Below are 26,013 nucleotides of genomic sequence, written 5' to 3' on the forward strand. Positions count from 1 at the left end.
CACCACCTACCATGTGTTCCTCCACTTCCTCTAATGAACGAATTAACCCTTCTTCATTTCCTTCAACAGGTGGAGCAAATTCTACAATAGTTGTATTTTCTATATCCATATTAATCTTAACACTTGACATTACATCAACGTTACCAGGTCCAACTATGTTCTCTAAAAATTTCTTTATACTTTCGTTTATCTTATTTTCTAATTTATGTTTTACTTCAAATTGATCGATAGCAAAAATATCTTCTTGATTTTCCTCATTTAGAAGTTTTCCCTCTTCATCAACTAGTCCAACATTTTCTGGAGACATATTAATGGAACCTGCAACAAGATGTTTTATGGCTTTTATTTTTTCAGATGATAATGGCCTGCCGTCAGATTTTTCTATAAAAACAGAAGCAGTTGTTTTGCTATCTTCATCATTATTTAATACAAAGTTGGTAGTTTCCTTCTCGTCTATATATACTTGAGCACTACGTATGCCATCAATTTCAGATATGGTAGATGCCAATTCGCTTTGCAATGCTAACTTCATTCTTTGTTTTTTATCATAATCTGTCATTGTCCAACTGCTGTCATTAAAAGCATCCATATATGTATATCCATCTTTGGGAAGACCGTATGTAGCTAATTCTATTTTGATGCGATTTTTGTTTTCCTCTGGAACTAAAATACTTTTTTGATCTTCTCCAGTTTTCCAAGGAATATTCATCTCATCCAATTTAGCTGTTATTTGCCCCATATCTTTCAAACTTAAATTTCCATATAAAACATCATATTTTGTACGTGTCAATGTAAGAATAAGTGCAGTTACAGCAAAAATGACAAATAAGCTAATAAGCACCAGTCCAATCCTTTTCTTCTTATTCATTTCCTTCCAGTATTCAGTTAATTGTAATCCTACCTTATGTATTGATTCCTGCACCTTCGCACCTCTTCCCTATGAATTACTAAATTTGAATTCTCATAATTTCTCTATAAGCTTCTACAACCTTACCCCTTATACTCATAACAACTTGTAGCGCAGTATCTGCTTTTTCTGCAGCTATGGTTAAATCATGAAGATTATCCAACTCTCCTACAGCTAATAACTTTTTATATTCTTCAGTTTCCAACTGCATTTCATTAACTTGATCCAATGCATTTGTTAACAAATTTCCAAAGTTATTTTCATTCTTCTTTTCAGCTGTTTTATTTCCAAAATCTACAAAGTTTTTATAATTATCAATTTTATTTATATTCATAGATTCTACCTCCTACCTATTTCTAATGCTTTCATAAGCATTGACTTTGATGCATTCATAACTGTTATATTAGCATCATAGGACCGCTGTGCACTAATTAAATCAACCATCTCTTTCATTGTATTTACATTAGGCATTTTTACATATCCGTTCTCATCAGCATCAGGGTGTCCTGGTTCATATACAAGTCTGAAAGGTGATTCATCTTCAACTATTTTACTGATCTTAACACCTTTTCCCTCAATTTTATTATTATGCCTATTTAAATAATCTGAAAAGTTTGGTTTATTTTCTTCGAAAACAGCCATCTGTCTCCTATAAGGCATTCCGCCAGTACTGCGAGTGGTATTTGCATTCGCCATATTTTTAGCAATTATATCAATCCTAGTTTTTTCAGCAGTTAATGCAGTTGCCGATACATTTATCGAATTAAAAATGCTCATAATTATTTACTCCCCTCAGTTATAACATTTTTTATTTTATCAAACTCACCAATTACTTGCTTAATTAAAGCATCATACATAATAGTGTTCTTAGCAAAATCTGCCTCTTCAGTATCAATATTTACATTATTACCATCAATTCTATAGGATGTAGACTTATCCTCCATGATTATTGGGCTAAATCCGCTTGTCCCATGACTGATGTGATTTTCATGAGTCTTAACTAAATTAATCCTATTATCCTCGATTGATTGTTTTAATTGATCCTCAAATGTAACAACCTTCCTCTTATAATTAGGAGTGTTCTGATTTGCAATATTATTGCTTATTGCCTTATGTCGTTCCCAAGTTCCATCTAAAGCCTTTTTATAAAAATTGATATTATTATAAATACTATTTACCATTAAATCACTCCCCGCAATCTTAAATATAATAATTTTAAATTAATACAATCTACATAGTTCTACATAAACTGTTAAAATATCTAATGTATTGATAAAACTCTACTATTTAATATTACATATTTTAACAGCTTAATGCAAGCAAAAATTCACTGTATTGCTGAATTCACCCTAAAGTCCTATGGAATTAAAACTTTAGATAATTAAAACTTTATAAAAAAAGAATAGTAAAAATACTATTCTTTTGGCTTTAAAAGTTCTTCTGTTAATTTGTCATTTAAAATTCTAATATGGGTACCTTTCATCCCCAAAGATCTAGATTCTATAACTCCAGCACTTTCAAACTTTCTCAAAGCATTTACAATAACAGACCTAGTTATACCAACTCTATCAGCAATTTTACTTGCAACTAGTAATCCTTCATTACCATCTAATTCACTAAAAATATGCTCCATCGCCTCTAATTCTGAATAAGAGAGGGTCCCTATAGCCATTTGAACAATTGATTTTTTTCTTGCCTCTTCCTCTATTTCTTCTGACTTGGCTCTAAGTATCTCCATTCCTACTATAGTTGCACTATATTCTGCTAATACAAGGTCATCTTCAGTAAATTCTTTTCCAAAACGAGCTAATACCAAAGTTCCCAATCTTCTTCCACCGCTATTTATCGGGATAATAGTTGCAATCTTATCTGGATAAGGGCAATCTGACACTTGATCAAAAACGCAGTCTGTAATTTCTCTTAGATTCTCATTGGTTTCATCGTATCTTAATAATTCTTCGTTATATTTCTTTGGAAATCTCTTTTCCTTGACTATTTCTGCTTGAATTATGTCACAATCAAATCCAGTAGATAATTCATATCCTAATACCTTTCCACTAGTACTAGCTATATATACATTTGCATCAAGTATAGCACTGAGTATTTCACTTAAATCTGAAAAAGAAACAGGTTTTGATCCATATCCCTGTAACGTTTTATTTAGCTTTCTAGTTCTTTGCAATAAACTTTCCATAAGTATTTCCTCCTTGTTTAAATAAACTCAATTTATTATTTAGATTCTAAATCAATCGTTTCCAAAAATTTAGTTACATATATAATTTTACTATAAAAAAATAAAATTGTACAGAAAATTTTAATTATTTATACTTTTTTGACATCCATATATCCACAGTCTTTATTTATACATTTAGTTGTATTTTCTTTCTTAGTTCTCTTTATTACCATTACACCATTACATCGAGGACATTTTTCTTCAACTGGTTCATCCCATGAGACAAAATCACAATTAGGATAATTACTACAACCATAAAAGACTCTTCCTTTTTTTGATCTCCTCTTTACAATATTACCACTACATTTAGGGCATTTAATATTAAGCTCATCTACAATAGCCTTAGTATTCTTACACTCTGGATATCCTGGACATGCCAAGAATTTTCCAAACCGCCCATGTTTAATTACCATATTTCTTCCACATTTTTCACATATTTCATCAGAGACTTCATCTTTTATTTCAATTTCTTTAATTTCTTCTTCAGCTTTTTTTAGAAAGGACTCAAAATCCTTATAAAACCTATCAACAACCTTAACCCAAGGAAGTTCTCCTTCAGCAATTTCATCAAGACTTTCTTCCAATTCAGCTGTAAATTCTTCGTTTACAATATCCTTAAAATATTCTATCAATAAATCATTAACTAAAATCCCTAATTCTGTAGGATTAAATGATTTTTTATCAAGAGTAACATAATCTCTTGCCAATATTGTTGAAATTGTAGGTGCAAAAGTGCTCGGTCTCCCAATTCCCAATTCCTCTAATGTTTTTATTAAAGATGCTTCTGTATACCTTGGAGGAGGCTGGGTAAAATGCTGATTTGGAATAATGTCTTTTACAGTTAATTTATCGTCTATATCTAATAAGGGAACTCTCATATCTTTTTCTTCTTCATCACTAGTAGTATATATTTTTAAGAAGCCATCAAATATTAATTTAGAACCACTAGCTTTAAATAAAACATTATTACTATCTATTGTTACAGAAATTGTATTGTAAATAGCTGGCGTCATTTGTGAGCCTATGAATCTTTCCCAAATCATCTTATATAACTTAAATTGGTCTTGAGTTAAGGACTCTTTAATTAAATTTGGTGTTTTAATAACGCTAGTAGGCCTGATGCCTTCATGGGCATCTTGTGAATCTTTTTTAGATTTATTGGTATAATCTCTTCCGCCATCTGTATACTTTTCACCATAATTTTCTTTAATAAATGAATTAGCTACTTCAATAGCTTCCTTTGAAATCCTTGTAGAATCAGTTCTCATATAGGTAATCAATCCTACTGAGCCCTCTCCTTTAATATCAATACCCTCATATAATTGTTGAGCTATAATCATGGTTTTTTTGGTTGTAAAACCTAATTTTTTTGAAGCATCCTGCTGTAATGTACTTGTAGTATATGGGGGGTATGGATTTCTTTTCTTTGTCCCTTTTTTCACATTGCTTACAACAAATTTATTTTTATCAATCTTTTGCAATATATTATCTACATCTGATTTTGTCTTTAATTCAATTTTTGTTTCTTTACCATCTATATTTTCCCCATAAAAACTAGCTTCAAACTTTTCTTTATCTTTTTCTAGTTTTGCTTTTATACTCCAATATTCTTCTGGTATAAATTTTTGAATTTCATTTTCTCTATCACAAATTAGTTTTACAACAACAGACTGTACTCTACCAGCACTTAAACCTTTCCTTATTTTTCTCCATAGCAAAGGACTAATTTTATAACCAACAAGTCTATCTAATATTCTTCTAGCTTGTTGTGCATCAACTAAATTCAAGTCTATGGTTCTTGGTTTTTTAATGGCACTTGTTATAGAATCTTTAGTTATTTCATTAAATTCTACCCTTACTTTTTCATTTTCATTTATTCCTAAAATATGAGCCAAATGCCAAGAGATTGCTTCACCTTCCCTATCAGGGTCAGTAGCAAGAAATATCTTTTTAGATTTCTTTGCCTCATCTTTCAAATCTTTAATAACAGGTCCTTTTCCCCTTATAGTTATATATTTAGGCTCAAATTGTTTATCAATATCAATCCCTAAGCTACTCTTTGGTAAGTCTCTTATATGCCCTATAGAAGCTACAACCTTATAATTTCTTCCTAAAAATCTTTCAATAGTTTTTGCTTTAGCTGGGGACTCAACTATTACCAAATTCTTTTGCAATATTTACACCTCCACTAAATAAATCTAACAAATGGTAAATACTCTACCAGATAATTCTTTAACTGAACCTTTTAACTCTAAGATGGTTAATATACTATTTAAAGTAACTATATCTATGCCAGTCCTATATGCAATGATATCAGAATGTAAAGGTTCTTGTTCTAAAAGTTTAATTACTTTAATCTCTGTTTCACTATAATTTGAATAATCTATATTATTTTCTTTTTTAAATACTAACTTTTCTTTCAATTCATAGATCTCTTCAATTATATCATCAATTTCTAAAAGAGGCTTCGCGCCATCTTTAATTAGTTTATTTGTTCCAGAGCTAAAGATACTATTAATATTACCCGGTAAAGCAAAAACATCTTTACCTTGTTCTAAAGCATGATGAGCAGTAATTAATGACCCAGATTTTTCCTGAGCTTCAATTACTATAACTCCCATAGATAATCCTGATATTATTCTGTTCCGCTGTGGAAAATTAAAAGCTAAAGGAGGAGTCCCTAAAGGAAATTCTGAAATTATAGCACCATATTTCTCTATTTCCTTATATAAAGATAAATTTCTCTTTGGATAAACTATATCAATACCATTACCTAGAACCCCTATAGTCACACCACCATTATCTATAGCAGTTTTATGAGCAATTGCATCTATACCTGATGCCAAGCCACTAATAATTGTCACTCCTAAGCTTACTAGTTCCTTAGTAAATTTCTCACAGGCCCATTTTCCATAAGCAGTTGCTTTCCTAGAGCCAACTATGGCTATCCCAATACTATCTTTATCTACTAGGTTTCCTTTCGCATAAAGTACATTTGGATTATCATCAATATATTTTAACCTATTAGGATAATTTTCATCATATATAGTTATAATATAAGTTTCTTCTTTTTCTATTTTAGTAAATAATTTATTTATATAGTCTTCATTGCGATTATATAAAATTTTCTCTTTTACTGTGCTGCTTAAACTTCTTATAGCATTAATTCTCTTATTATCAGCTTCCCACAAATCTCTTAAGTCATTAAAATTTTCAATAATTTTACCAATATTAATATTGCCTATTCCTAGACTATTTAACCAAATCAGAATATTTCTTTCAGTAATATCCAATTTTATCTACCCCCAATACTTACTATCTAAAGTCCTATATCTAATGGCTTCTAAAATATGTCTATCCTGAATAATTTCTTCTCCTTCTAAATCTGCAATAGTTCTCGATACCTTTAATAATTTATTATGGGTCCTACCACTAAATTTATATTTCGTAAAAGCTTGGTTCATAATCTTTTCTGAGCTATTTGTAAGCTTACAATATTTTTTTATATATTTATTTGGTATTTGTGAATTAGTAAATATCTTATGATCTTTATAACGATTTAGTTGAATATCTCTTGCTTTCTTTACTCTTTCCCTAATAGTAGAGGATGATTCTTCCTCTTTGTCTCCCTTTAAATCATCATATTTTACAGGCAATACTTCAATATGAATATCTATTCTATCCAATAGAGGATTACTAATTTTACCTAAATATCTATCAATATTGCCTTGAGTACAAGTACATTCATGTAATGGGTCACCATAATATCCGCATGGACAAGGATTCATGCTGGCAATTAACATGAACTTAGCTGGATAAGATAAACTAGCATTTGCCCTTGAGATGGTTATAGTCCCATCTTCCAAAGGTTGTCTCAGCACTTCTAATACACTCTTTGGAAATTCTGGTAGTTCATCTAAGAATAAGACACCATTATTAGCTAATGAAATTTCTCCTGGTTTTGGGATTCTACCTCCACCAATTAAAGAGGTAGCTGATGCTGTGTGATGAGGAGCCCTAAATGGCCTTTCTTTGATTAAAGAATTAGATGATAGTAGTCCAGAGATACTATAAATCTTAGTAACCTCTATAGCTTCTTCAAAAGATAGATTTGGTAGTATTGTAGGTAATCTCCTTGCAGCCATGGTTTTTCCAGCTCCAGGTGGACCTATAATAAGTAAGTTGTGTGAACCAGCTGCGGCAACTTCTAAAGCTCTTTTTAAACTAGCTTGCCCTTTTATATCTGCAAAATCTAAAACTTGTTCATTCTCACTATTATCAAATAAATTTATCTCCTTTATATAAGGCTCTATATATATTTCATCATTTAAAAAATCAACTACATCTTTTAAGCTTTTCACGGGTATTATTTCCATATCCTGCATAACATTACATTCATCTTTATTTCCATCAGGAACTATACATCTTGAAACATTTAATTCTCTCATGGAAAGAATCATTGGCAATGCTCCTTGGATTGGATTTATTTTCCCCTCCAGTGAAAGTTCTCCAATAAAAATTGTATCACTGATATCTTTTTCTAGCAAAAGACCAGAAGACTTTAAAATTCCTATGGCAATTGCTAAATCTATTTGTGACCCTTCTTTTTTCAAATTGGCTGGTGCTAAATTAACAGTAATTCTACTAAGAGGAAACTCATACCCACTATTTTTAATTGCGGCTCTAACTCTTTCTTTGGATTCTTTTATAGATGTATCAGCTAATCCGACTATATTAAATACTGGGAGCCCCCTAGATAAATCTGTTTCAACTTCAATTATATTTCCATTTAGCCCCTGTAATACACAAGTATTAATCTTCGAATACATAATAGACCTCTTTTCCCTATATAATTTACCTATCTTTTTGTCTTTTTATCTCTTTAGCATATTACCTGGGTAATAGCAAAGTTCTCCAATTTTCTAATTATTGTCAACAAAAAGAATTCTCTATATGGTTTATTTTAATATTTGCTGCCAAATATACTTCTATTATGTCATATCTTATCTGATAATCTTTTAAATTAGTTTCTCCTATATATAATTGAGAACAATAAATAATTTTTTCTTGCTTCCTTCTATTGACTGCCTCATAAGCATATCCAAAATTTGTACTTGTCCTTGTTTTAACTTCAACAAATACCAATATATTGCTATCCATAGCAATTATATCAATTTCTCCAATCTTATTTCTATAGTTTGTTTTCAAAATTCTATATCCTTTTGAAATAAGATATTGTCTAGCAATCATCTCACCTTTTCTACCCTTTTGTATATTAGTTGCCATAACCCTTTCCTCTTTCTCTATCTAAATTATAGATATAAAAAATTATTTCTGCAACTGCATTATATAGCTCTTCAGGTATTTCCTCGTTAATCTCCAATCCCATAAGATTTTCTACTAGTTCTTCATCTTTATATACTTTTATATCTTCTTCTAATCCTTTTTCGACTATTTTATCTGCAATAGCTCCTTTACCCTTTGCAATGACTTTAGGTGCTGCATCATTGCCATCATAAGATAAAGCCACTGCTTTATTTGTATTTTTTTTAACTAAATTCTTGTCTCTATTCATAGTTCTATGCCTTCAAATCTAAAATATAAGTCGGATTCGGATTGGAAACTATGGTGTCAATTATCTGGATATCATTATCTAATATAAATTCAATCCTGTCTAAACTATAACCTATTAACGAGATTTTTTCAATCAATTGTTTTTCTGTTGATTTAAATAATTCTAAATCTTCATTTCTTATATTCATCTTTACATGCAATATATCAGATATAAGTTGACAAGAAACTTTGATATTTCCTAGATTATATGTTTCTACATTTATATAAATATTGGTTCTTCCATTATAGTTTCTCTTTTTTTTATCTTCTTTTATTAAAGTTAATACTCCATTTAAATCTTTTTCCATGTGTTTGATTGGAAAAAATACAAAGGATAAATCTTTGTTTATCTCTCTTAAAAAATCTATTTTATTATTTAAATTTCTGATATCTTCTTTCATCTTTAAGTCAGTAGTATTACCAAACTCACGAATACTTTTTTGTATTTCAGCAAGTTTATTATCTTTACTAGAAAATATACTTTTTATTTCGTCTTCTTCTAAGTGACCTTCGTCTATATGAATATCATTTGATTTATCTTTATTTAGAATTTTATCTATTAATTTAAAATCATTTACAAATTCAATAGGCTTTTCATTAAGATCACGCAGGTTTTTTATATTATTAAGTGAAGATTTAATATCATTCTTCAAAAGAAAGCTAATTATCTTAATATTTTGTTCTTCCATATCAGCAGCATTTTCATTTCCTAGAAACTCTTTGACTAATTGAGTTATATCTTTACTATTATTGTCCTCATTCTTATGAACCACCAATAAAGATTTTATATCTACTTTATCTAAAGATATATTATTTTCCAAAATATCTTCTTTAACTATTGCTTCCTTACTTATTTTTGAATCTATATTTACAGAAAATTTTTTTGGAATATTTTCTATTTCATTTTGCATTAAATCTTTCTCTGTTGGAGGTTGATTCTCTATGAAAATAACCTTTTCTTCCTCTTTTAAATTAGATAATTGAAATAGCTTTTCTAAAATTCTTATTCCACCCATTAGATTTTCTTCAGTTACTAGTGCGTTATATTTCATTAAACTTTCTGCAAGATCCATTGATAGTTTAGTTTCTTTTATATTAATGCTTTTCAATAAATTAGAAATAGAATCATTTTTCTTAGGATCTGATAATTGAGGATTTTGAACTTTATTTCTAATTAATGGTTTTAAGATAATTTCATTATCATCTACTGATTTTACTATAAATGATACTTCTTCACCAATAGCCATTTTCACATTAGTTTCCAATTTAGCTTCAATAGTTCCTTGTCCTTTAACTTCAATAAATACTAAATCATCCATCAACTCTAATACTTTTCCATTAAAAGTATACCCTTCATCGAATATTTCTTCCCTATTATTTAATATAAAGTTATTTAATAAAAGATTTTCAACTCTCAACGAACTCACCCTTTATCTATTTCAATATATTTTTTAAAAATGTTATTCTATGTATAGGTGATGGACCTAATTTCTGTATATTTTCCCTATGTTCTTTGGTTCCATATCCTTTATGTTTTTTTAAATTATATCCTTCAAATTCTTTATCCCATTCTATACATAATCTATCTCTAAATACCTTAGCAATAATTGATGCACAAGCTATACCATAAGATCTGTCATCCCCCTTTATAATAGATTCTTGTGGTATTTCTAAATCAACCTTTTCTGCATCAATAAGAAGAAAATCTGGAAAAACTTTATTTCCTTCTTTATCTTGTAAATTTTCTACTGCTATCTTCATAGCTAAACGAGTAGCTTCTTTAATATTGATTTTATCTATTATATTACAATTAACTCTACCTATTCCATATGCTATACAATGGAATAATATTTCATCATATAACTTTTCACGTTTTTTCTCTGATAGTTTTTTCGAATCTTTTACTCCATCTATTACTGAAGTTTTAGGCATTATTATTGCACAAGCAACTACATCACCAGCTAAGCATCCTCTCCCAACTTCATCTATACACGCAATATTATTAAACCCCAATTGCCAAATACTATTCTCAATTTCTAACACAATAACAACTCCTATTCGTCGGGAAATTCAAGCGTTATCTTTCCAATTATACCCTTCCTAAATTCATCTAGAATAATATTACTAACTTTTGTATAATCTATTTCTCCAGCTTTAATAATGCATCCTCTTCTTCGCCCAATTTCTTCCATTATATCTAAATATAGTTTATCCTTAACATCAATATTATAACGATTATTTAAAAGATTGGGAAAATAGTTTACAAGCCTTTCTATTAATTTAAGTGCAAGAGTCTCTATGTCTAAAATTTCATCTTTTATAGCTCCTGTAAAGGCAAGATTTAGTCCTACCTGAGGATCTTCAAATTTAGGCCAGAGTATACCTGGTGTATCTAATAATTCTAATTTACCCTTAGTTTTAATCCACTGATTGGATTTTGTGACGCCAGGCTTATTTCCAGTCTTTGCCCCTTTTCTTCCAGAAAGTGAATTAATTAAAGTTGATTTTCCCACATTGGGTATTCCTAAAATCATGGCTCTAGTAGGTCTATTTATTACACCACGCTTCTCATAAGCCTTTCTTTTTTCATCTGTAAGAGCATAAGAAATCTCCAATAATTTATCTATACCTTTTCCACTTAGGGCTTCCAAACAAACTGAGGGAATATTTTGTTTCATAAAATATTCCTGCCATATTTTATTCCCATGAGAACTAGCTAAATCTGATTTGTTTAAGATAATTACCCTAGGTTTATCTCCAACTATTGAATCTATAACTGGGTTTTGACTACTAATAGGTATTCTAGCATCAATTAATTCAAAGACAATATCGACCATTGTTAGAGATTTCTGTATAGATTCTTTTGTTTTTTTCATATGTCCCGGATACCAGTTAATGTTCATAATTTCACCACCTAAAATAAAATTGGGACTATATAGTCCCAATAAATTAGTAAATTCTTTTCTCTTTAACCTTAGCTGCTTTACCTTGTCTATCTCTTAGATAGTAAAGTTTAGCTCTTCTTACTTTACCCTTTCTAGTAACAACTAATTTCTCAATTCTTGGAGAATGTATAGGGAAAGTTCTTTCTACTCCTACACCATAAGATAATCTTCTTACTGTAAAAGTCTTTCTTGATCCGCCGCCTTGAATTTTAATTACTGTACCTTCATATACTTGGATTCTTTCACGAGTTCCTTCAACAACCTTATAATGAACTTGAACAGTATCTCCTACATTAAAATTTGGTAAATCATTTCTTAATTGTTCATCTTCTAACATTTTAATTATATCCATTGTATAGACCTCCCTTCTCCTTAGATGTTCTTACCTTACTGGCAGAGGACCATCCGTAATTCCATACGCTAGGTATTATAGCATATGTATAATTCAATTACAACTAATTTATAGTTACAAACTATTTTTTATTTTTGATAAAATAATTACTTCTTCATTTGATAGAATTTTCTTTTTAAGTAAATCAGGTCTTTTCAACAAAGTAGCCTTTAAAGCCTCTTCTTTTCTCCAAGTTTCTATCTTCCCATGATTGCCAGATAATAAAATATCAGGTACTGAATATCCCTCAAACTCTCTCGGTCTTGTGTATTGTGGATATTCTAATAGTCCATTATAATGAGACTCATCTATAAAAGACTCATCTGAACGAAGAACACCTGGTAGTAGTCTTACTATAGCATCAATAATTATCATTGCGGGTATTTCTCCACCTGTTAGTACAAAATCACCAATTGATATTTCTTCGTCTATATAATGTTCAACTATTCTATTATCTATACCTTCATAATGTCCACATAATAAAACTAAATGTTCTTCTCTAGACAATTCATTTGCCAGTTCTTGATTAAATTTCTTTCCCTGAGGCGATAAATATATTATTCTAGAGTTTTTATCCTTTACACTATTAATAGCATCCACTATAGGCTCTGGTTTCATAACCATACCTGAGCCTCCTCCAAAAGGATAGTCATCTACCTTTTTATGTTTATTCTTGGAAAAATCTCTAATATTTATACTATTTATCGTAACTTTATTTTCATCACAAGCTCTGCCTATTATACTCCAACTAAGCAGAGGAGAAAAAAACTCTGGGAATAACGTTAGAATGTCTATATTCATTCTATCATTCCTTCAATAGGATCAATAACTATTCTCTTGTCAAGAGGATTAACATCTATAATAAATTGTTTCACAGCAGGAATAAGATACTCCTTATCCTTTTCAATATCTTTAATTACATAGATATCGTTACTAGGTCCTTGTAAAACATCTACTATAGTACCAATCAAATTAGACTTAGTATCAAAAACTTGAGAGTTTAATAAATCATAAATAAAAAAATGGTTTTCAGGTAAAACAACTTTCCCCTCTTCATCAACATAAATAAGAATATCCTTAAAGGGTATTATTTCATTTATATCATTGAATTCCTTAAATTTTAATATAGCTAAATTCTTATGATATTTAACCCTCTCTAATTCTACTTTGATTTTTTTATCACCGATATATGCAGTTTTTAAATCATCAAATCTATGAAGATTATCAGTCATTGGATAAACTTTTACTTCGCCTTTAATTCCATGGGTACTGATTATCTTTCCAATTATTGTATAGTCCATTTTTTCACCTATCTTTATTATTTAAAGGGATTAGGTCCTCTAATCCCTTATTGAATAATCTCCACAACAACTCTTTTATTATCTTTAATAGCTGCTGCTTTAACTACGGTTCTTATGGCTTTTGCAATTCTGCCTTGTTTCCCTATTACTTTTCCCATATCTTCAGGATGAACCTTAAGTTCAATAATGATAGATTGACTTCCCTCTATCTCATTCACTACAACTTCATCTGGATTGTCCACAAGAGACTTTGCAATAAATTCTACTAATTCTCCCATTTCTAGCACCTCCTAGATACCATCCTAGAATTACTTACCTTCTTTCTCATATAGACCATTCTCTCTAAATAATCTATCTACAGTATCAGTTGGTTTAGCTCCATTTTTTATCCAGTTAATTGCTTTTTCATTATCTACCTTAACTGTTTTTGGTTCAGTTAATGGATTATAATAGCCAATTTCCTCAATAAATCTTCCATCTCTTGAATTACGAGAATCAGCAACAACTATTCTATAGAAAGGACTTTTTTTAGCTCCCATTCTTCTCAATCTAATTTTAACAGCCACTATTTTCACCTCCTTAAAATTAACTATCTATCTAGAAAAAGGGGAATCCAATTTTCCCTTTTTTCTTCATTGTCTTTTCCATATCTGTAAACCTTTTCATCATCTTCTTAGTTTCTTTAAATTGTTTTAATATCTTGTTTACATCTTGGACTGTAGTACCACTGCCTTGAGCTATTCTTTTTCTTCTACTGCTATCTATTATATCTGGATTTTCTTTTTCTTTCTTAGTCATAGACTGAATTATAGCTTTAATTCTGTTAATATCTTTTTCATTTACATCTAAGCCCTTTAAAGCTTTGGAATTCATCCCAGGTATCATACCAAGCAATTGGTCTATTGGGCCTAAATTCTTCATTTGATCTAATTGATCTAGGAAATCATCAAAAGAAAACTGCTGATTTCTAATCTTTTGCTCTAATTCCATTGCCTTTTTAGCATCTATATTTGCTTGAGCTTTTTCAATGAGACTAAGTACATCACCCATTCCAAGAATTCTTGATGCCATTCTATCTGGATGGAAAGGCTCTAATTGATCAAATTTTTCTCCCATAGCAGCAAACTTTATAGGCTTATCCGTTACTGCCCTTATGGATAAAGCAGCACCACCTCTAGCATCACCATCAAGCTTAGTAAGTATAACTCCACTAATACCTAACCTTTGATTAAAAGAATCTGCAACATTAACAGCATCTTGACCTGTCATAGCATCAAGTACTAAAAGTACCTCATTTGGTTTTACAGCATCATGAATATTTTTTATTTCAGCCATTAATTCTTCATCAATATGAAGTCTTCCAGCTGTATCTATAATAATAATATCATTTCCATGTTTCTTACCGTGTTCCAATGCTGCCTTTGCTATATCTACAGGATTTATTTTATCTCCCATAGTAAATACTGGTGCTCCTACTCTTTCTCCAACTACTTCAAGTTGTTTAATAGCGGCAGGTCTATAAACATCACAGGCAACTAATAAAGGTCTTTTGTTTTGTTTTTTTAAATTAAAAGCTAATTTCCCAGTAGTAGTTGTTTTACCAGCACCTTGCAAACCACACATAAGAATTACTGTAGGGGGAGTTGAAGAAAAATTTAATTTAGCTTCACTCTTGCCCATCAAATTAGTTAATTCTTCATTTACTATTTTAATAACTTGTTGTCCAGGTGTTAAACTTTCCATTACTTCTGAGCCTATAGCTCTTTCTTTAACCTTTTTAATAAAATCTTTTACTACTTTAAAATTAACATCAGCTTCTAGTAATGCCAATCGTACTTCTCTCATGGCTAAATCTACATCTTTTTCTGAAAGTTTACCTTTTCCCTTTAATTTTCCTAAAGCATTCTGAAGCTTTTCTGATAAAGATTCAAATACCATCAATCAACAACCTCCCGACTATTATCTAATATTTTTCTACTAATCTCATTAATAGTCATAGCTTTTTCTTGAATTTCATCATTATCTATTGTATTTCCAATTTCTATAATTTTCTCTGAAATATCTATTATGGCTCTAATTCTTTTGTGACTACTATAAAATTTCTCAACCAACCCTAACTTTTTTTCATATTGATATAATTTCTGTTCTGATCTTTTTAAAATATCAAATACACCTTGCCTAGTAACACCAATCTCGTCACCAATCTCTGCCAAAGATAAATCATGAATATAATATAATTCAACTACTGAATATTGTTTTTCACTAAGTAGTTTTCCATAAAAATCAAATAATGTTCCTACTTCTACAAGTTTCTCAACCATTATATCACCAACAAAATAATACTGTCAAGTATTTTACTTGACAGTATTATTTTAGTATAAGAATTCCATTTTGTCAACAATTATTAATCAAATATTGCCTCTACAAAATCTTCAACAATAAAAGGTTGTAAATCCTCTATTCCTTCACCTACTCCAACTAATTTTACTGGTATTTTTAATTCGGCTTGTAGAGCTATAATAACTCCGCCTTTTGCTGTTCCATCTAGTTTAGTAAGTGCAACACCTGTTATATTTGCTACTTCTTTAAACACCTTTGCTTGATTAATAGCATTTTGTCCAGTTGTAGCATCTAATACTAACAATATCTCTTTTGTAGCATCTCCATATTCTCTTTCTACAACTCTAAATATTTTATTTAATTCATTCATAAGATTAGATTTATTATGAAGTCTACCAGCTGTATCACAAATCAAAATATCGGTTTTTCTTGCTTTAGCCGCTTGAATCCCATCGTAAATAACTGCTGCCGGGTCCGCTCCTTCACTATGGGATATAACATCAACTCCTGCCCTATTACCCCACTCTTCTAATTGTTCAATGGCAGCTGCTCTAAAAGTATCACCTGCGGCTATTAGAACTTTTTTACCTTGTCTTTTAAAATTATTAGATAGCTTTCCTATGGTTGTAGTTTTACCAACTCCATTTACACCAACAACTAAAATTAAAGATGGAGATGGCTCTACTTTTAGTTCGTTATCAGAAACTGACTCCAACATAAGCTTTCTAATCTCATCTTTAAGAAGTTCTTTTACTTCTTCAGGTTCAGATACCTTTTCCTCTTTAACTCTATCCTTTAGTCTATCTATTAATTCCATAGTAGTATTTACACCTACATCAGCAGTAACTAATACTTCTTCCAAATCATCAAAAAGCTCTTCATCTATTTTTTTATATGATTTTAAAATTCCATCAATCTTATTAGAAATATCATCCCTAGTCTTAGTTAAACCACTCATAAGCTTTTCAAAGAAATTTGGTTTCTTTTTACTAGGTTTTTCTTCTTCCATCTTTACTTCTTCAACTAAAGGCTCTTCTTGTTCCTCTATTTCTTCATTTACAATTAATTCGTCTACTACTTTTTCTTCTACTACTTCTACTATTTCTTTCTCTACTTCTTCAATTTTTAAGTCTTCTTCTATTAGTTCCGTTGTTTCTTCTATAATCTCTTCTTGTTCTTTTTTTAACTCAATTGCTTTCTCTTCTATTTGCTCTTTTATTTGTTCTTCGACTTCATCTACAATTAGTTCTTCTACTTGCTTTTCAACACCATCTGCAGTTGGTTCTTTTACTTGCTCTTCAACTTCATCTGTAATTGGAATCTCAATTTCTTCTTCTGTCAGCTCTTCTTCATATTTTTCTATATTTTTTTCTTCTTCATTTGTTTTTTGATTTTTCTTACCGAATTTTTTAAACCATTTAAACATTTTATTCCCCCTAACTTGCTATTTCATCAATATTATCTTTTAGTTTAACCGATATTAATTTGGATATTCCTTCTTCTTCCATTGAAACTCCATATAGAATATCTGCTATTTCCATAGTGGTTTTCCTATGAGTAATAAGAACAAACTGAGTATCATCACAAAAGGTTTTCAAATAGTTAGTATACCTACTAATATTAGCTTCGTCAAGAGCTGCATCTATTTCATCTAGGATACAGAATGGAGATGGTTTCAATTTCAATATCGCAAATAATAAAGCTACAGCTGTTAATGATTTCTCCCCACCAGATAATAAAGTTAGACTCTGAAGTTTTTTTCCTGGCGGCTGTACTCTAATTTCGATTCCAGAATTTAAAACATCCTCATTATTCTCTATGATTAACTCTGCTTGTCCTCCATCAAATAAAATCTTAAAGATCTCTTGAAAATTATCATTTATGTTTTTAAAGTTTAAGAGAAATTGATTTTTCATTGTATCTTCTATATCTTTAATTACTTCTCTTAAATTTTCTTTTGCATTGATTAAATCTTCATGCTGCTTTAAAATAAAGTCTAACCTTTCTTTCAGATTCTTATGCTCCTCTATTGAACTTAAATTGACTGTACCTAGTTCTTTTATCTCTACCTTTAGCTTTCTAGCTTCAACTATTGCCTCTTGAACATTTTTTATTTCTACTTCATGAGACAATGCATCTTCATAAGTTAATTCATAGTCCTCAGCTAATTTTTTATGATAATTCTCAAGTTGAACAGAAATCCTGGCTAATTTAACATCATTGGAATTCATATCTCTTTCAATATCCATGATTAATTTATTAATTTCCTTTAGCATTTCTTGTTCAGAATAAAAGTTTTCCATGAATTTATTTTTATCAGATATTAATTTGTCTAATTCATTCTTTGTATCTTTTTCCATAGTATTTAAATCTTTTATTTTCTCATCTAAAACTGCCTTTGTCTTTACTATTTCCTCAATATTATCTCCATTAGATAGTATTGATTCATCCTTTCCATTAAGTAAATTATTAATATTTTCAATTTCACTTTTATTCTTAACTAGATTTTCCTGTAGATTATTTATTTTACTATCAAGAAGGTTAAGATTTATTTTCATATCTGTAACCAATTTCACTTTGTTTTCTCTAAGTGATTTTTCTTCATTATATCTAGCTGTTAAATCTTTTATTCTTTCTTTCTGGTTCAAACTATCTTTATCTAATTGAGATAATACTTCAAGTAATTCTTTCTTCCTATTTTCATAATTATTTATTTCAATATCTAAACTATCTATTTCTTTTTTTGATTTTTTTATTACTTCTTCTAATCTAACTACTTCATTCATATATTTTTCTTTCTGATTATTTGTATTTAATATTGAATACTCCGTATCTTTATTTATTTTCTCTAATTCAATTATATTTTCTCTAATATCCTTTTGCTCATCTAAAAGTATATTTTTTTCTTTTTCTAATTCTTCATGTACTTTGTTTAATTCCTTTATATCTTCCACTAGTTTCTCTATTCTGCTTTTTCTACTAATTATACTTATACCACTTGTATTATGGCTTCCTCCAGTCATGGCTCCTCCTGGATTTAGTACTTCACCATCTAAAGTAACTATTCTATATGAGTGATTATATTTACTTGCAAACTTAATACCGTAGTCAATATTTTCAATTACTATAGTTCTTCCAAGTAAAAATTTAAAAATACCTTCATACTTTTTATCAAAAGTAATTAATTCAAATCCTAAACCATAAATCTTAAAATTATCTTTATCCTTAGAATTTATGTCTAATGTATTTCCTTTAATAATATTAAGAGGCAAAAATGTTACTCTTCCAAGTTTATTTCGTTTTAAATACTCTATTATATTCTTTGCATCCTCTTCTGTTCTTGTAACTATATTTTGTGCATTGGATCCTAAACTAATATCAATTGCCCTTTCAAATTTTTCATCTACATTTATAAGCTCTGCTACTACTCCCATAAGCCCTTCTTGAAGTCTTGATTCACGTTTAGCTGCCTTTAACAAAGATCTAACACCTTTGTAATATCCTTCATAATCTTCTTCCATGTTTCTAAGTAATCTTAAACTAGAATTCTTAGATTGAATTTCCACATTATTAACATTAATCTTTTTATTAACTATATCAAGGGCATCAATATTATTTGATTCCATTTTTCTTGCCTTCTCTAACTTATCTTTTAAATCCAATAATTTTTCTTTTAATTTATTTTCTATATTAACCAATTCATCATGTTTATCTATATTTAGCTTTTTCTCGGTATCCATATTACTAATTTCTTTATTTAATTGAGATATTCTCTTTTCAATATTTTCATTAAAAGAAATAATACTATTTAACTCTGAACGTTTATCTGATGAGTTATTATAGATTTTAATTATATTATTTTTCTCAAGCTCTATGTTTCTTTCGTTTTCTTCTAATATTTCAAGCCCTTTTCCCACTTCCAATGTTTTTTCATTATATTCCTCAAATAATTTATTATATTCCTCCTGCAATATCTCTTTTTCTTTTGACAAATTAATATTGGCTGTTTCAATATCTTTTAATCTGCTATTTAAATTGTTTTTCTCACCTTTTAATCTTTCTAAGTCCTTATTATAAAATCTACCCTTTTCTCCGATTATAGCAAGTTGATTTTGATTTTTATCTAATTCATTTAAAATTTCCAAATCTTTATTTCTACATATTTCAATTTTCGATTCTAAATCATCTATATTATTTTTAAGCAAATTAAATTTATTCTCAATAGACTGTCTTTCATCTGTTTTTTTAATAAACTCTTCTTTCAAAATAGAATTTTTTCTATTTATCTCTTCTATTTGTCCATTAATCTTTTTTATATCTTTTATAAATATATTAACTTCTAATTCCTTTAATCTGTTATATAGTGTAGTAAAACAATTTGCTTTATAAGCTTGCACTTCTAAGGTCTCCAACTGATTTGATAATTCATATATTAGATCCTTAATTCTTATTATATTTCCCTCTGTTTTTTCTAATTTTCTTTCAGCTTCTTCTTTCTTTGATTTATATTTTACTATTCCTGCTGCTTCCTCAAAAATACTTCTTCTATCCTCTGGTCTATTACTCAATATTTCCTCTATACGACCTTGTCCAATAATAGAATATCCATCCTTACCTACTCCTGTATCCATAAATAACTCTCGGACATCCTTTAATCTACATGAATTTTTATTTATATAATACTCTGATTCTCCTGATCTGAACATTCTTCTAGTAACTGCTATTTCACTATAATCAAGAGGTATTTCTCCATTTTTATTATCAAATGTAATAGTGACTTCAGAATAACCTAATGCCTTTCTCTTACTAGTTCCAGCAAAGATTATATCTTCCATCTTGCTTCCCCTAAGATTTTTTACGCTTTGTTCCCCTAGAACCCATCTTATGGCATCAGAAATATTACTTTTACCACTGCCATTTGGACCTACAATGGCTATAATACCATCTTTAATTTCAATTTCAGTCTTATCAGCAAAAGATTTAAATCCTTGTATTTCCAATTTCTTCAATCGCAAGTAAAACACCTCTTCTTATGATTAAAGGTTTCCAACTTTTAGGAAACCTTTAATATTAATCTAAATAATGGAATTGTCTTTTAAATAAGATTCCATTAATAATTTCATATTTATTTTATCATAAAATTCATCAATTGTAATACCTATATAATTTATATCTATTTCTTTCGTATATATTTTCATCTTATTAAATCCATATTTATCCATAAAATATTTAATATTGCTTGATTTCTGGCCTGAAATAGATGATATATTTTTACTATTTGAGTCTATAACTAACTTTTTGTTATTAGTTTGAATCTTCTTTTTATCAAAATAGTATTCAAGTAACAATCTAAATATATTGGACTCCACAACTTGTCTAAAGGCTGGATGAAAAGGTCCTGCAACTACATCTTTGCCTAATTGTATGTTTTCAGTAGGCTGTAGTCCAATTCTAATAACGTCAATATTGTTAATCTTATATAACATAAGAAGTAAGGAAGATAGTTCTATAGATTCTTTAAAAGATATGGGCAAATACTCTCCATCCAAAAATTGTTTTTCAAGATAAGTATCCTTTATTACCAATGTTGGATATATCCTTACACAATAGGGTGACAATTTAATAAACTCTTTACAAGTATATACCGCCTTTTCCCAAGTATCTCCCGGAAGCCCTAACATCATCTGCAATCCAAGATTAAATCCAAAGTCTTTTATTAGCTCTGATGCTTTATATACATCTTCAGAAGTATGTCCTCTTCCACTTGCATATAATACAGAATCATCTAAAGACTGTACTCCTAATTCAATTGTATCTACTAAATAATCCTTTAGGTTTTTTAATATCTTTTCATCTATGCAATCAGGTCTAGTTGATAGCCTAATGCCATCTATTTTCCCTTTCCTTTTATAATCATATGGAATAGCTAAAAGTTCTTTTTGAATATCCATATCTATGGCAGTAAAACTTCCGCCATAAAATGCAACTTCTATAGTAGAGCCTGATTTAAAAGTAAGTAAATGTTCTTCTATAATATTTTTTACTTCTGTAGGTTTTACATTAGTTGATAATCCAGTAATCTTCTTTTGATTACAAAAAACACAATCATGGGGACAGCCATAATGGGGAACAAATATTGGAATTATATAATGTCTATTCATGAAATTCATCCATTATAAGAAGTGCCTCCTTGGCAGCCATTTGTTCAGCTTCTTTTTTATTACGTCCAGTACCTGTCCCAACAATTTTATCATCAACCATTACATCCATATAAAATATTTTATTATGATCTGGTCCTTCTTCCTTTATGACCTTATACTCTATTTTTGCCCTAGTTATTTTCTGCAAACTTTCTTGTAACTCAGTTTTATAGTCTATAAACAAGGCCCCTTTTGCTACAGCATATACTATATCGGCTTCAAAATTTTGAAGCAATAGTTTATTTACAACCTGAAAGTCACTATCCATATAAATAGCACCCACTAAAGCTTCAATAGCATCACATAAAATTGAATCTCTATCTCTTCCCCCAGTAGCTTCCTCACCTTTTCCTAACAAGAGATATTCTCCTAAATTGATCTTTCTTGCAGCAAATGCCAAAGAAGATTCACAAACCACTTTCGCTCTAATTTTTGTCAATTCTCCTTCTGGATAGTATGGATACTTTTTATATAGATATTGACTTACTATTAAACTTAAAATAGCATCACCTAAAAATTCAAGTCTTTCATTATTATCAGTAATTTTCATTTTATTCTCATTTGCATAGGAACTATGAGTTAATGCAGTTTTTAATAATTTTATGTTTTCAAATTTATAATTTAAGTTTTCTTCCAAGGGCTCTAACCATTTGATCTCCTTAATATTGTCTTTCACCATAATACCTCCATCAATAATAATTAGGGCAATACGCCCTAATTATTATTCTTCTAATGCATTTGTAATATATTCAACAGCATCTCCAACAGTTTTTATACTTTCCATATCTTCATCTTCCATTTCAAGGCCAAATTCATCTTCTAATGCCATTATTAATTCTACTAAATCTAATGAATCTGCATTTAATGTATCTTTAAAAGAAGTCTCCTTTGTAATTTCATCCTCATCAACATTAAATTGTGTTGCAATTATGTTTTTTATTTTTTTATAAATCATTGTTATCTCCTCCAAAATTATTATTTATTATCTAGTACATGCATATTTCCTTCAATTATTTTTATTACATCTTTTTCTATAAATTTTCTTAATTGATTTATTCCATTCTTCATAGCAAAAGCGTCAGAACTGCCATGTGCCTTTACCATAGGCTTTCTTGTACCTAATAAAGGTGCACCGCCTTGTTCTCTATAATCCATTTTAGCCTTTATATTTTTCAACTCAGGTTTTAGTAATGATGCTCCTATTTTTGTTCTTGAATTTTTTATAAATTCTTCCTTTAAAGTTGAAAAGATGGAGATTGCCATCCCTTCGGTTAATTTCAAAATTACATTACCTACGAATCCGTCAGATACAATAATATCTACTGTACCACTTGGCAAGTCTCTAGCTTCTATATTACCTTTAAAGTTCAACTTTGATTTTTTAAGAAGCTCATGAGTATCTTTAGATAATAAATTTCCTTTTCCTTCTTCTACACCTATATTTATAAGTCCTACGGTCGGAGACTGTACTCCCATAACCTTTTCCATATAAACTGAACCCATTAAAGCAAATTGATATAAGTACTCAGGCCTGCAATCTACATTAGCACCTGCGTCTAAAAGTAATGAAAATCCATTTAGGGTAGGATATATGACAGATATTGCAGCCCTATCTATACCCTCTATCCTTTTGACAATAAAAATTCCAGATGCTAATAATGCTCCTGTGCTTCCAGCTGATATAAAGCCATCGCCTATTCCATCTGCCAATGCTTTACATCCTACTACCATAGATGAATCTTTTTTTCTTCTAATTGCCATAGCTGGATCATCTTCATTGGTTATTATATCATTAGCACCTAAGATTTCAACCTTATCTTTTGAATAATCATACTTTTTTAATTCATTTTCTATTATGTCCTCTTTTCCCACCAATATAACATTAACGCCATATTCATTAACGGCATCAATAGTTCCTTTAATCATCTCAACAGGTCCCTTGTCTCCACCCATAGCATCAACAATAATTTTCATAATTACCCTCCAATGCCGTGTATTTTAAGACTACTGATATTTAATATATATTAGACTAAAAAAAAATGCAATATTAAATTTAAAAAAAGATAGTGAATATCACTATCTTTTTTATTATTCTACTGCAATAACTTCCCTATTTTTGTAATATCCACATGATCTACAAACTCTATGTGGTTGTTTTGGCTCATGACATTGTGGACACTCAACAACTGTAGCTTTGTTTAGTCTGTAAGAAGAAGCTCTTCTTTTATCTCTTCTAGCTTTAGAAGTTTTTCGCTTTGGTACAGCCATTTAAAACACCTCCTTAATTCTTAGGAAAAAAATTCTTTAATTTTTCAAATCTTGGATCAATATTTTCTTGAATACAATTGCATTTTGTATTATTTAAATCTGCTCCACATGTAAGACACAATCCTTTACAGTCAGAACTGCATAAGGATTTCATAGGTAAGGAAATAATTACTTGGCTTAAAATATGTTCCTTAATATCTAAAGCATCATTTTCATAGAAAAACAATTCCTCGTAGTCTTGTTCCTCATCATTATGTTCTTCCTTCCCTTTTACAAGTTTTCCAGATAAAATAGTTTTTATTTTATTAGTAGTAGGTTTCAAGCATCTATGGCAATTTTCTACATAAGTATAAAATATTTTAATATTTATTGCCTTCTCTCCATCTACTTTAAATATGTCACCTTCATAACTTATAGGTTCAACTATTGCAATATCTCTTCCACCTAAATCAAAACTATCTATTTCTAGTTCTCCTTCAAAATGTAGAGATTCTTTGCTTCCATCAAGAAAACTCGATAAGTCAATTATCATATCTTTCACCTCTTAGACTAACAAAGATAATTATATAAAGGAGGCATCAATTTGTCAAGAATAATATTATTTAGATACTAATTCTAATGTATCTCTAGCTATCATTAATTCTTCATTTGTAGGAATAACAAGTATAGTAGCAGAAGTTAAATCTTTGTTAAGTTTAGCTTCTTCTCCTCTTACATCGTTTAATTCTGAGTCAATCTTGATGCCTAAACACTCTAATCCTTCACAAACTTTTTCTCTAATATAGCTTGAATTTTCACCAATACCTGCTGTAAATACTAAAGCATCTATTCTGCACATAGTAGCAACATAAGCTCCAACATATTTTTTAACTCTATTAACAAAAACATCTAGAGCAAGTTTTGCTCTTTTATTGCCTTCATTCATAGCTACTTCTAAGTCTCTAAAGTCACTACTTATTCCTGAGATACCATATACACCAGATTGTTTATTTAACATATTATTTACTTCTTCAAAACTCATATTTTCTTTATCCATAATAAATGGAATTATAGCTGGGTCTATATCTCCTGATCTAGTTCCCATTGCTAATCCTTCCAATGGAGTAAATCCCATACTTGTATCCATGGATTTTCCGCCTTGTACTGCACATACACTAGAACCATTTCCTAAATGGCATGTAACAATATTTAAATCCTTAATATCTTTGCCTAATATTTCAGCAGCTCTTAAGGATACATATTTATGGGAAGTACCGTGGAAACCATATCTTCTAATCTTATATTTTTCATAGAATTCATAAGGTATAGGATATATATAATTATCAGCTTCCATTGTTTGGTGGAAAGCAGTATCAAACACTGCAACCATTGGTGTACTTGGCATTAATTCCTTACAAGCTTCTATACCAGTAATGTTTGGTGGATTATGTAAAGGTGCCAACTCTATACATTCATCAAGAACTTTCATAACCTCATCATCAATTACAACAGATGAAGCAAATGTTTCTCCACCATGTACAACTCTATGTCCTACTGCTCCAATTTCATCCATAGATTTTATTGCTCCGTGATTTTCATCAATCAAAGCATTAAGAACTAAACCTAATGCAACTTTATGGTCAGCCATGGGCTCTTCAATTATTACTCTTTCTTTTCCTGTAGTATCATGTTTTATTTTAGAACCTTCTATTCCAATTCTTTCTACAAGTCCTTTACATAATACTTCTTCTCCATTCATATCTATAAGTTGATACTTTAGTGAAGAACTTCCACAGTTAATTACAAGAATCTTCATACTTTTTATTCCTCCTAATT

At 29.6% G+C, this 26,013-nt stretch carries 29 protein-coding genes; all 29 read right to left on the reverse strand.

Annotated features, from left to right (window positions below; genetic code table 11):
• The coding region (gene fliF / locus ABWP20_RS03670) for a flagellar basal-body MS-ring/collar protein FliF (RefSeq protein ID WP_353093854.1) at nt 1-922 on the reverse strand (922 nt) is incomplete at its 3' end.
• A gap of 25 nt (nt 923-947) precedes the next feature.
• Nucleotides 948-1,241, reverse strand: coding sequence for a flagellar hook-basal body complex protein FliE (gene fliE / locus ABWP20_RS03675; RefSeq protein ID WP_353093856.1), 294 nt, complete (start codon nt 1,239-1,241; stop codon nt 948-950).
• 5 nt (nt 1,242-1,246) lie between these two features.
• Nucleotides 1,247-1,684 carry a flagellar basal body rod protein FlgC gene (gene flgC, locus ABWP20_RS03680; protein WP_353093858.1) on the reverse strand — a complete coding sequence of 146 codons (438 nt, stop codon included), beginning with the start codon at nt 1,682-1,684 and terminating at the stop codon, nt 1,247-1,249.
• Between the two features lie 2 nt (nt 1,685-1,686).
• On the reverse strand, nt 1,687-2,088 hold the full coding sequence (gene flgB / locus ABWP20_RS03685; RefSeq protein WP_353093859.1) for a flagellar basal body rod protein FlgB: 402 nt from the start codon (nt 2,086-2,088) through the stop codon (nt 1,687-1,689).
• A gap of 233 nt (nt 2,089-2,321) precedes the next feature.
• On the reverse strand, nt 2,322-3,101 hold the full coding sequence (gene codY / locus ABWP20_RS03690; protein WP_353093861.1) for a GTP-sensing pleiotropic transcriptional regulator CodY: 780 nt from the start codon (nt 3,099-3,101) through the stop codon (nt 2,322-2,324).
• A gap of 128 nt (nt 3,102-3,229) precedes the next feature.
• Nucleotides 3,230-5,314, reverse strand: coding sequence for a type I DNA topoisomerase (gene topA / locus ABWP20_RS03695; protein WP_353093863.1), 2,085 nt, complete (start codon nt 5,312-5,314; stop codon nt 3,230-3,232).
• A gap of 24 nt (nt 5,315-5,338) precedes the next feature.
• Nucleotides 5,339-6,433, reverse strand: a complete 1,095-nt coding sequence (gene dprA, locus ABWP20_RS03700; RefSeq protein ID WP_353093864.1) for a DNA-processing protein DprA — start codon at nt 6,431-6,433, stop codon at nt 5,339-5,341.
• Between the two features lie 6 nt (nt 6,434-6,439).
• Nucleotides 6,440-7,969, reverse strand: a complete 1,530-nt coding sequence (locus ABWP20_RS03705; RefSeq protein WP_353093866.1) for a YifB family Mg chelatase-like AAA ATPase — start codon at nt 7,967-7,969, stop codon at nt 6,440-6,442.
• A 103-nt stretch (nt 7,970-8,072) separates the two neighbouring features.
• Nucleotides 8,073-8,426, reverse strand: coding sequence for a YraN family protein (locus ABWP20_RS03710; protein ID WP_353093868.1), 354 nt, complete (start codon nt 8,424-8,426; stop codon nt 8,073-8,075).
• Nucleotides 8,416-8,715, reverse strand: coding sequence for an EscU/YscU/HrcU family type III secretion system export apparatus switch protein (locus ABWP20_RS03715; RefSeq protein ID WP_353093870.1), 300 nt, complete (start codon nt 8,713-8,715; stop codon nt 8,416-8,418). The genes ABWP20_RS03710 and ABWP20_RS03715 overlap by 11 nt, the downstream gene beginning before the upstream one ends.
• A gap of 4 nt (nt 8,716-8,719) precedes the next feature.
• Nucleotides 8,720-10,171 (reverse strand): hypothetical protein, encoded by a 1,452-nt coding sequence (locus ABWP20_RS03720; RefSeq protein ID WP_353093872.1) that lies wholly within the window; start codon nt 10,169-10,171, stop codon nt 8,720-8,722.
• Nucleotides 10,172-10,187: 16 nt separating this feature from the next.
• Entirely contained in the window at nt 10,188-10,796 is a 609-nt protein-coding gene (gene rnhB, locus ABWP20_RS03725; RefSeq protein ID WP_353093874.1) for a ribonuclease HII, read from the reverse strand.
• 11 nt (nt 10,797-10,807) lie between these two features.
• The gene (ylqF, locus tag ABWP20_RS03730) at nt 10,808-11,656 is read right to left on the reverse strand and encodes a ribosome biogenesis GTPase YlqF (protein ID WP_353093876.1); all 849 of its coding nucleotides are present in this window, start codon (nt 11,654-11,656) and stop codon (nt 10,808-10,810) included.
• A gap of 46 nt (nt 11,657-11,702) precedes the next feature.
• Nucleotides 11,703-12,050: a 50S ribosomal protein L19 gene (rplS, locus tag ABWP20_RS03735; protein WP_353093878.1), complete on the reverse strand. Its 348-nt coding sequence runs from the start codon at nt 12,048-12,050 to the stop codon at nt 11,703-11,705.
• Nucleotides 12,051-12,164: 114 nt separating this feature from the next.
• Nucleotides 12,165-12,890 (reverse strand): tRNA (guanosine(37)-N1)-methyltransferase TrmD, encoded by a 726-nt coding sequence (gene trmD / locus ABWP20_RS03740; protein WP_353093880.1) that lies wholly within the window; start codon nt 12,888-12,890, stop codon nt 12,165-12,167.
• Nucleotides 12,887-13,390, reverse strand: a complete 504-nt coding sequence (gene rimM / locus ABWP20_RS03745; protein WP_353093882.1) for a ribosome maturation factor RimM — start codon at nt 13,388-13,390, stop codon at nt 12,887-12,889. Before rimM ends, trmD begins: the two co-directional genes overlap by 4 nt.
• Before the next feature lie 47 nt (nt 13,391-13,437).
• Nucleotides 13,438-13,668 (reverse strand): KH domain-containing protein, encoded by a 231-nt coding sequence (locus tag ABWP20_RS03750; protein WP_353093884.1) that lies wholly within the window; start codon nt 13,666-13,668, stop codon nt 13,438-13,440.
• A gap of 30 nt (nt 13,669-13,698) precedes the next feature.
• Nucleotides 13,699-13,956, reverse strand: a complete 258-nt coding sequence (gene rpsP / locus ABWP20_RS03755; protein ID WP_353093886.1) for a 30S ribosomal protein S16 — start codon at nt 13,954-13,956, stop codon at nt 13,699-13,701.
• A 31-nt stretch (nt 13,957-13,987) separates the two neighbouring features.
• A complete protein-coding gene (gene ffh / locus ABWP20_RS03760) occupies nt 13,988-15,328 on the reverse strand; it encodes a signal recognition particle protein (RefSeq protein ID WP_353094094.1) in 1,341 nt (446 codons plus the stop codon).
• Nucleotides 15,328-15,711 carry a YlxM family DNA-binding protein gene (gene ylxM, locus ABWP20_RS03765; protein WP_353093888.1) on the reverse strand — a complete coding sequence of 128 codons (384 nt, stop codon included), beginning with the start codon at nt 15,709-15,711 and terminating at the stop codon, nt 15,328-15,330. Before ylxM ends, ffh begins: the two co-directional genes overlap by 1 nt.
• 83 nt (nt 15,712-15,794) lie before the next feature.
• Nucleotides 15,795-17,156, reverse strand: a complete 1,362-nt coding sequence (gene ftsY / locus ABWP20_RS03770) for a signal recognition particle-docking protein FtsY (RefSeq protein WP_353093889.1) — start codon at nt 17,154-17,156, stop codon at nt 15,795-15,797.
• A gap of 10 nt (nt 17,157-17,166) precedes the next feature.
• Complete coding sequence (gene smc, locus ABWP20_RS03775; RefSeq protein ID WP_353093891.1) at nt 17,167-20,739, reverse strand: chromosome segregation protein SMC; 3,573 nt, start codon at nt 20,737-20,739, stop codon at nt 17,167-17,169.
• 66 nt (nt 20,740-20,805) lie between these two features.
• Nucleotides 20,806-21,891, reverse strand: coding sequence for an elongator complex protein 3 (locus ABWP20_RS03780; protein ID WP_353093893.1), 1,086 nt, complete (start codon nt 21,889-21,891; stop codon nt 20,806-20,808).
• Nucleotides 21,884-22,609, reverse strand: coding sequence for a ribonuclease III (rnc, locus tag ABWP20_RS03785; RefSeq protein ID WP_353093895.1), 726 nt, complete (start codon nt 22,607-22,609; stop codon nt 21,884-21,886). Before rnc ends, ABWP20_RS03780 begins: the two co-directional genes overlap by 8 nt.
• Before the next feature lie 42 nt (nt 22,610-22,651).
• Entirely contained in the window at nt 22,652-22,885 is a 234-nt protein-coding gene (acpP, locus tag ABWP20_RS03790) for an acyl carrier protein (RefSeq protein ID WP_353093897.1), read from the reverse strand.
• Between the two features lie 20 nt (nt 22,886-22,905).
• Nucleotides 22,906-23,904 (reverse strand): phosphate acyltransferase PlsX, encoded by a 999-nt coding sequence (gene plsX / locus ABWP20_RS03795; protein ID WP_353093899.1) that lies wholly within the window; start codon nt 23,902-23,904, stop codon nt 22,906-22,908.
• A gap of 114 nt (nt 23,905-24,018) precedes the next feature.
• Nucleotides 24,019-24,198 (reverse strand): 50S ribosomal protein L32, encoded by a 180-nt coding sequence (gene rpmF / locus ABWP20_RS03800; RefSeq protein WP_072972552.1) that lies wholly within the window; start codon nt 24,196-24,198, stop codon nt 24,019-24,021.
• A 13-nt stretch (nt 24,199-24,211) separates the two neighbouring features.
• A complete protein-coding gene (locus ABWP20_RS03805) occupies nt 24,212-24,730 on the reverse strand; it encodes a YceD family protein (protein ID WP_353093901.1) in 519 nt (172 codons plus the stop codon).
• Nucleotides 24,731-24,796: 66 nt separating this feature from the next.
• On the reverse strand, nt 24,797-25,993 hold the full coding sequence (locus tag ABWP20_RS03810) for an acetate/propionate family kinase (RefSeq protein ID WP_353093903.1): 1,197 nt from the start codon (nt 25,991-25,993) through the stop codon (nt 24,797-24,799).
• Nucleotides 25,994-26,013: the final 20 nt, after the last annotated feature.

Source organism: Tissierella praeacuta, from assembly GCF_040396155.1.
Lineage (GTDB): Bacteria > Bacillota > Clostridia > Tissierellales > Tissierellaceae > Tissierella > Tissierella praeacuta_A.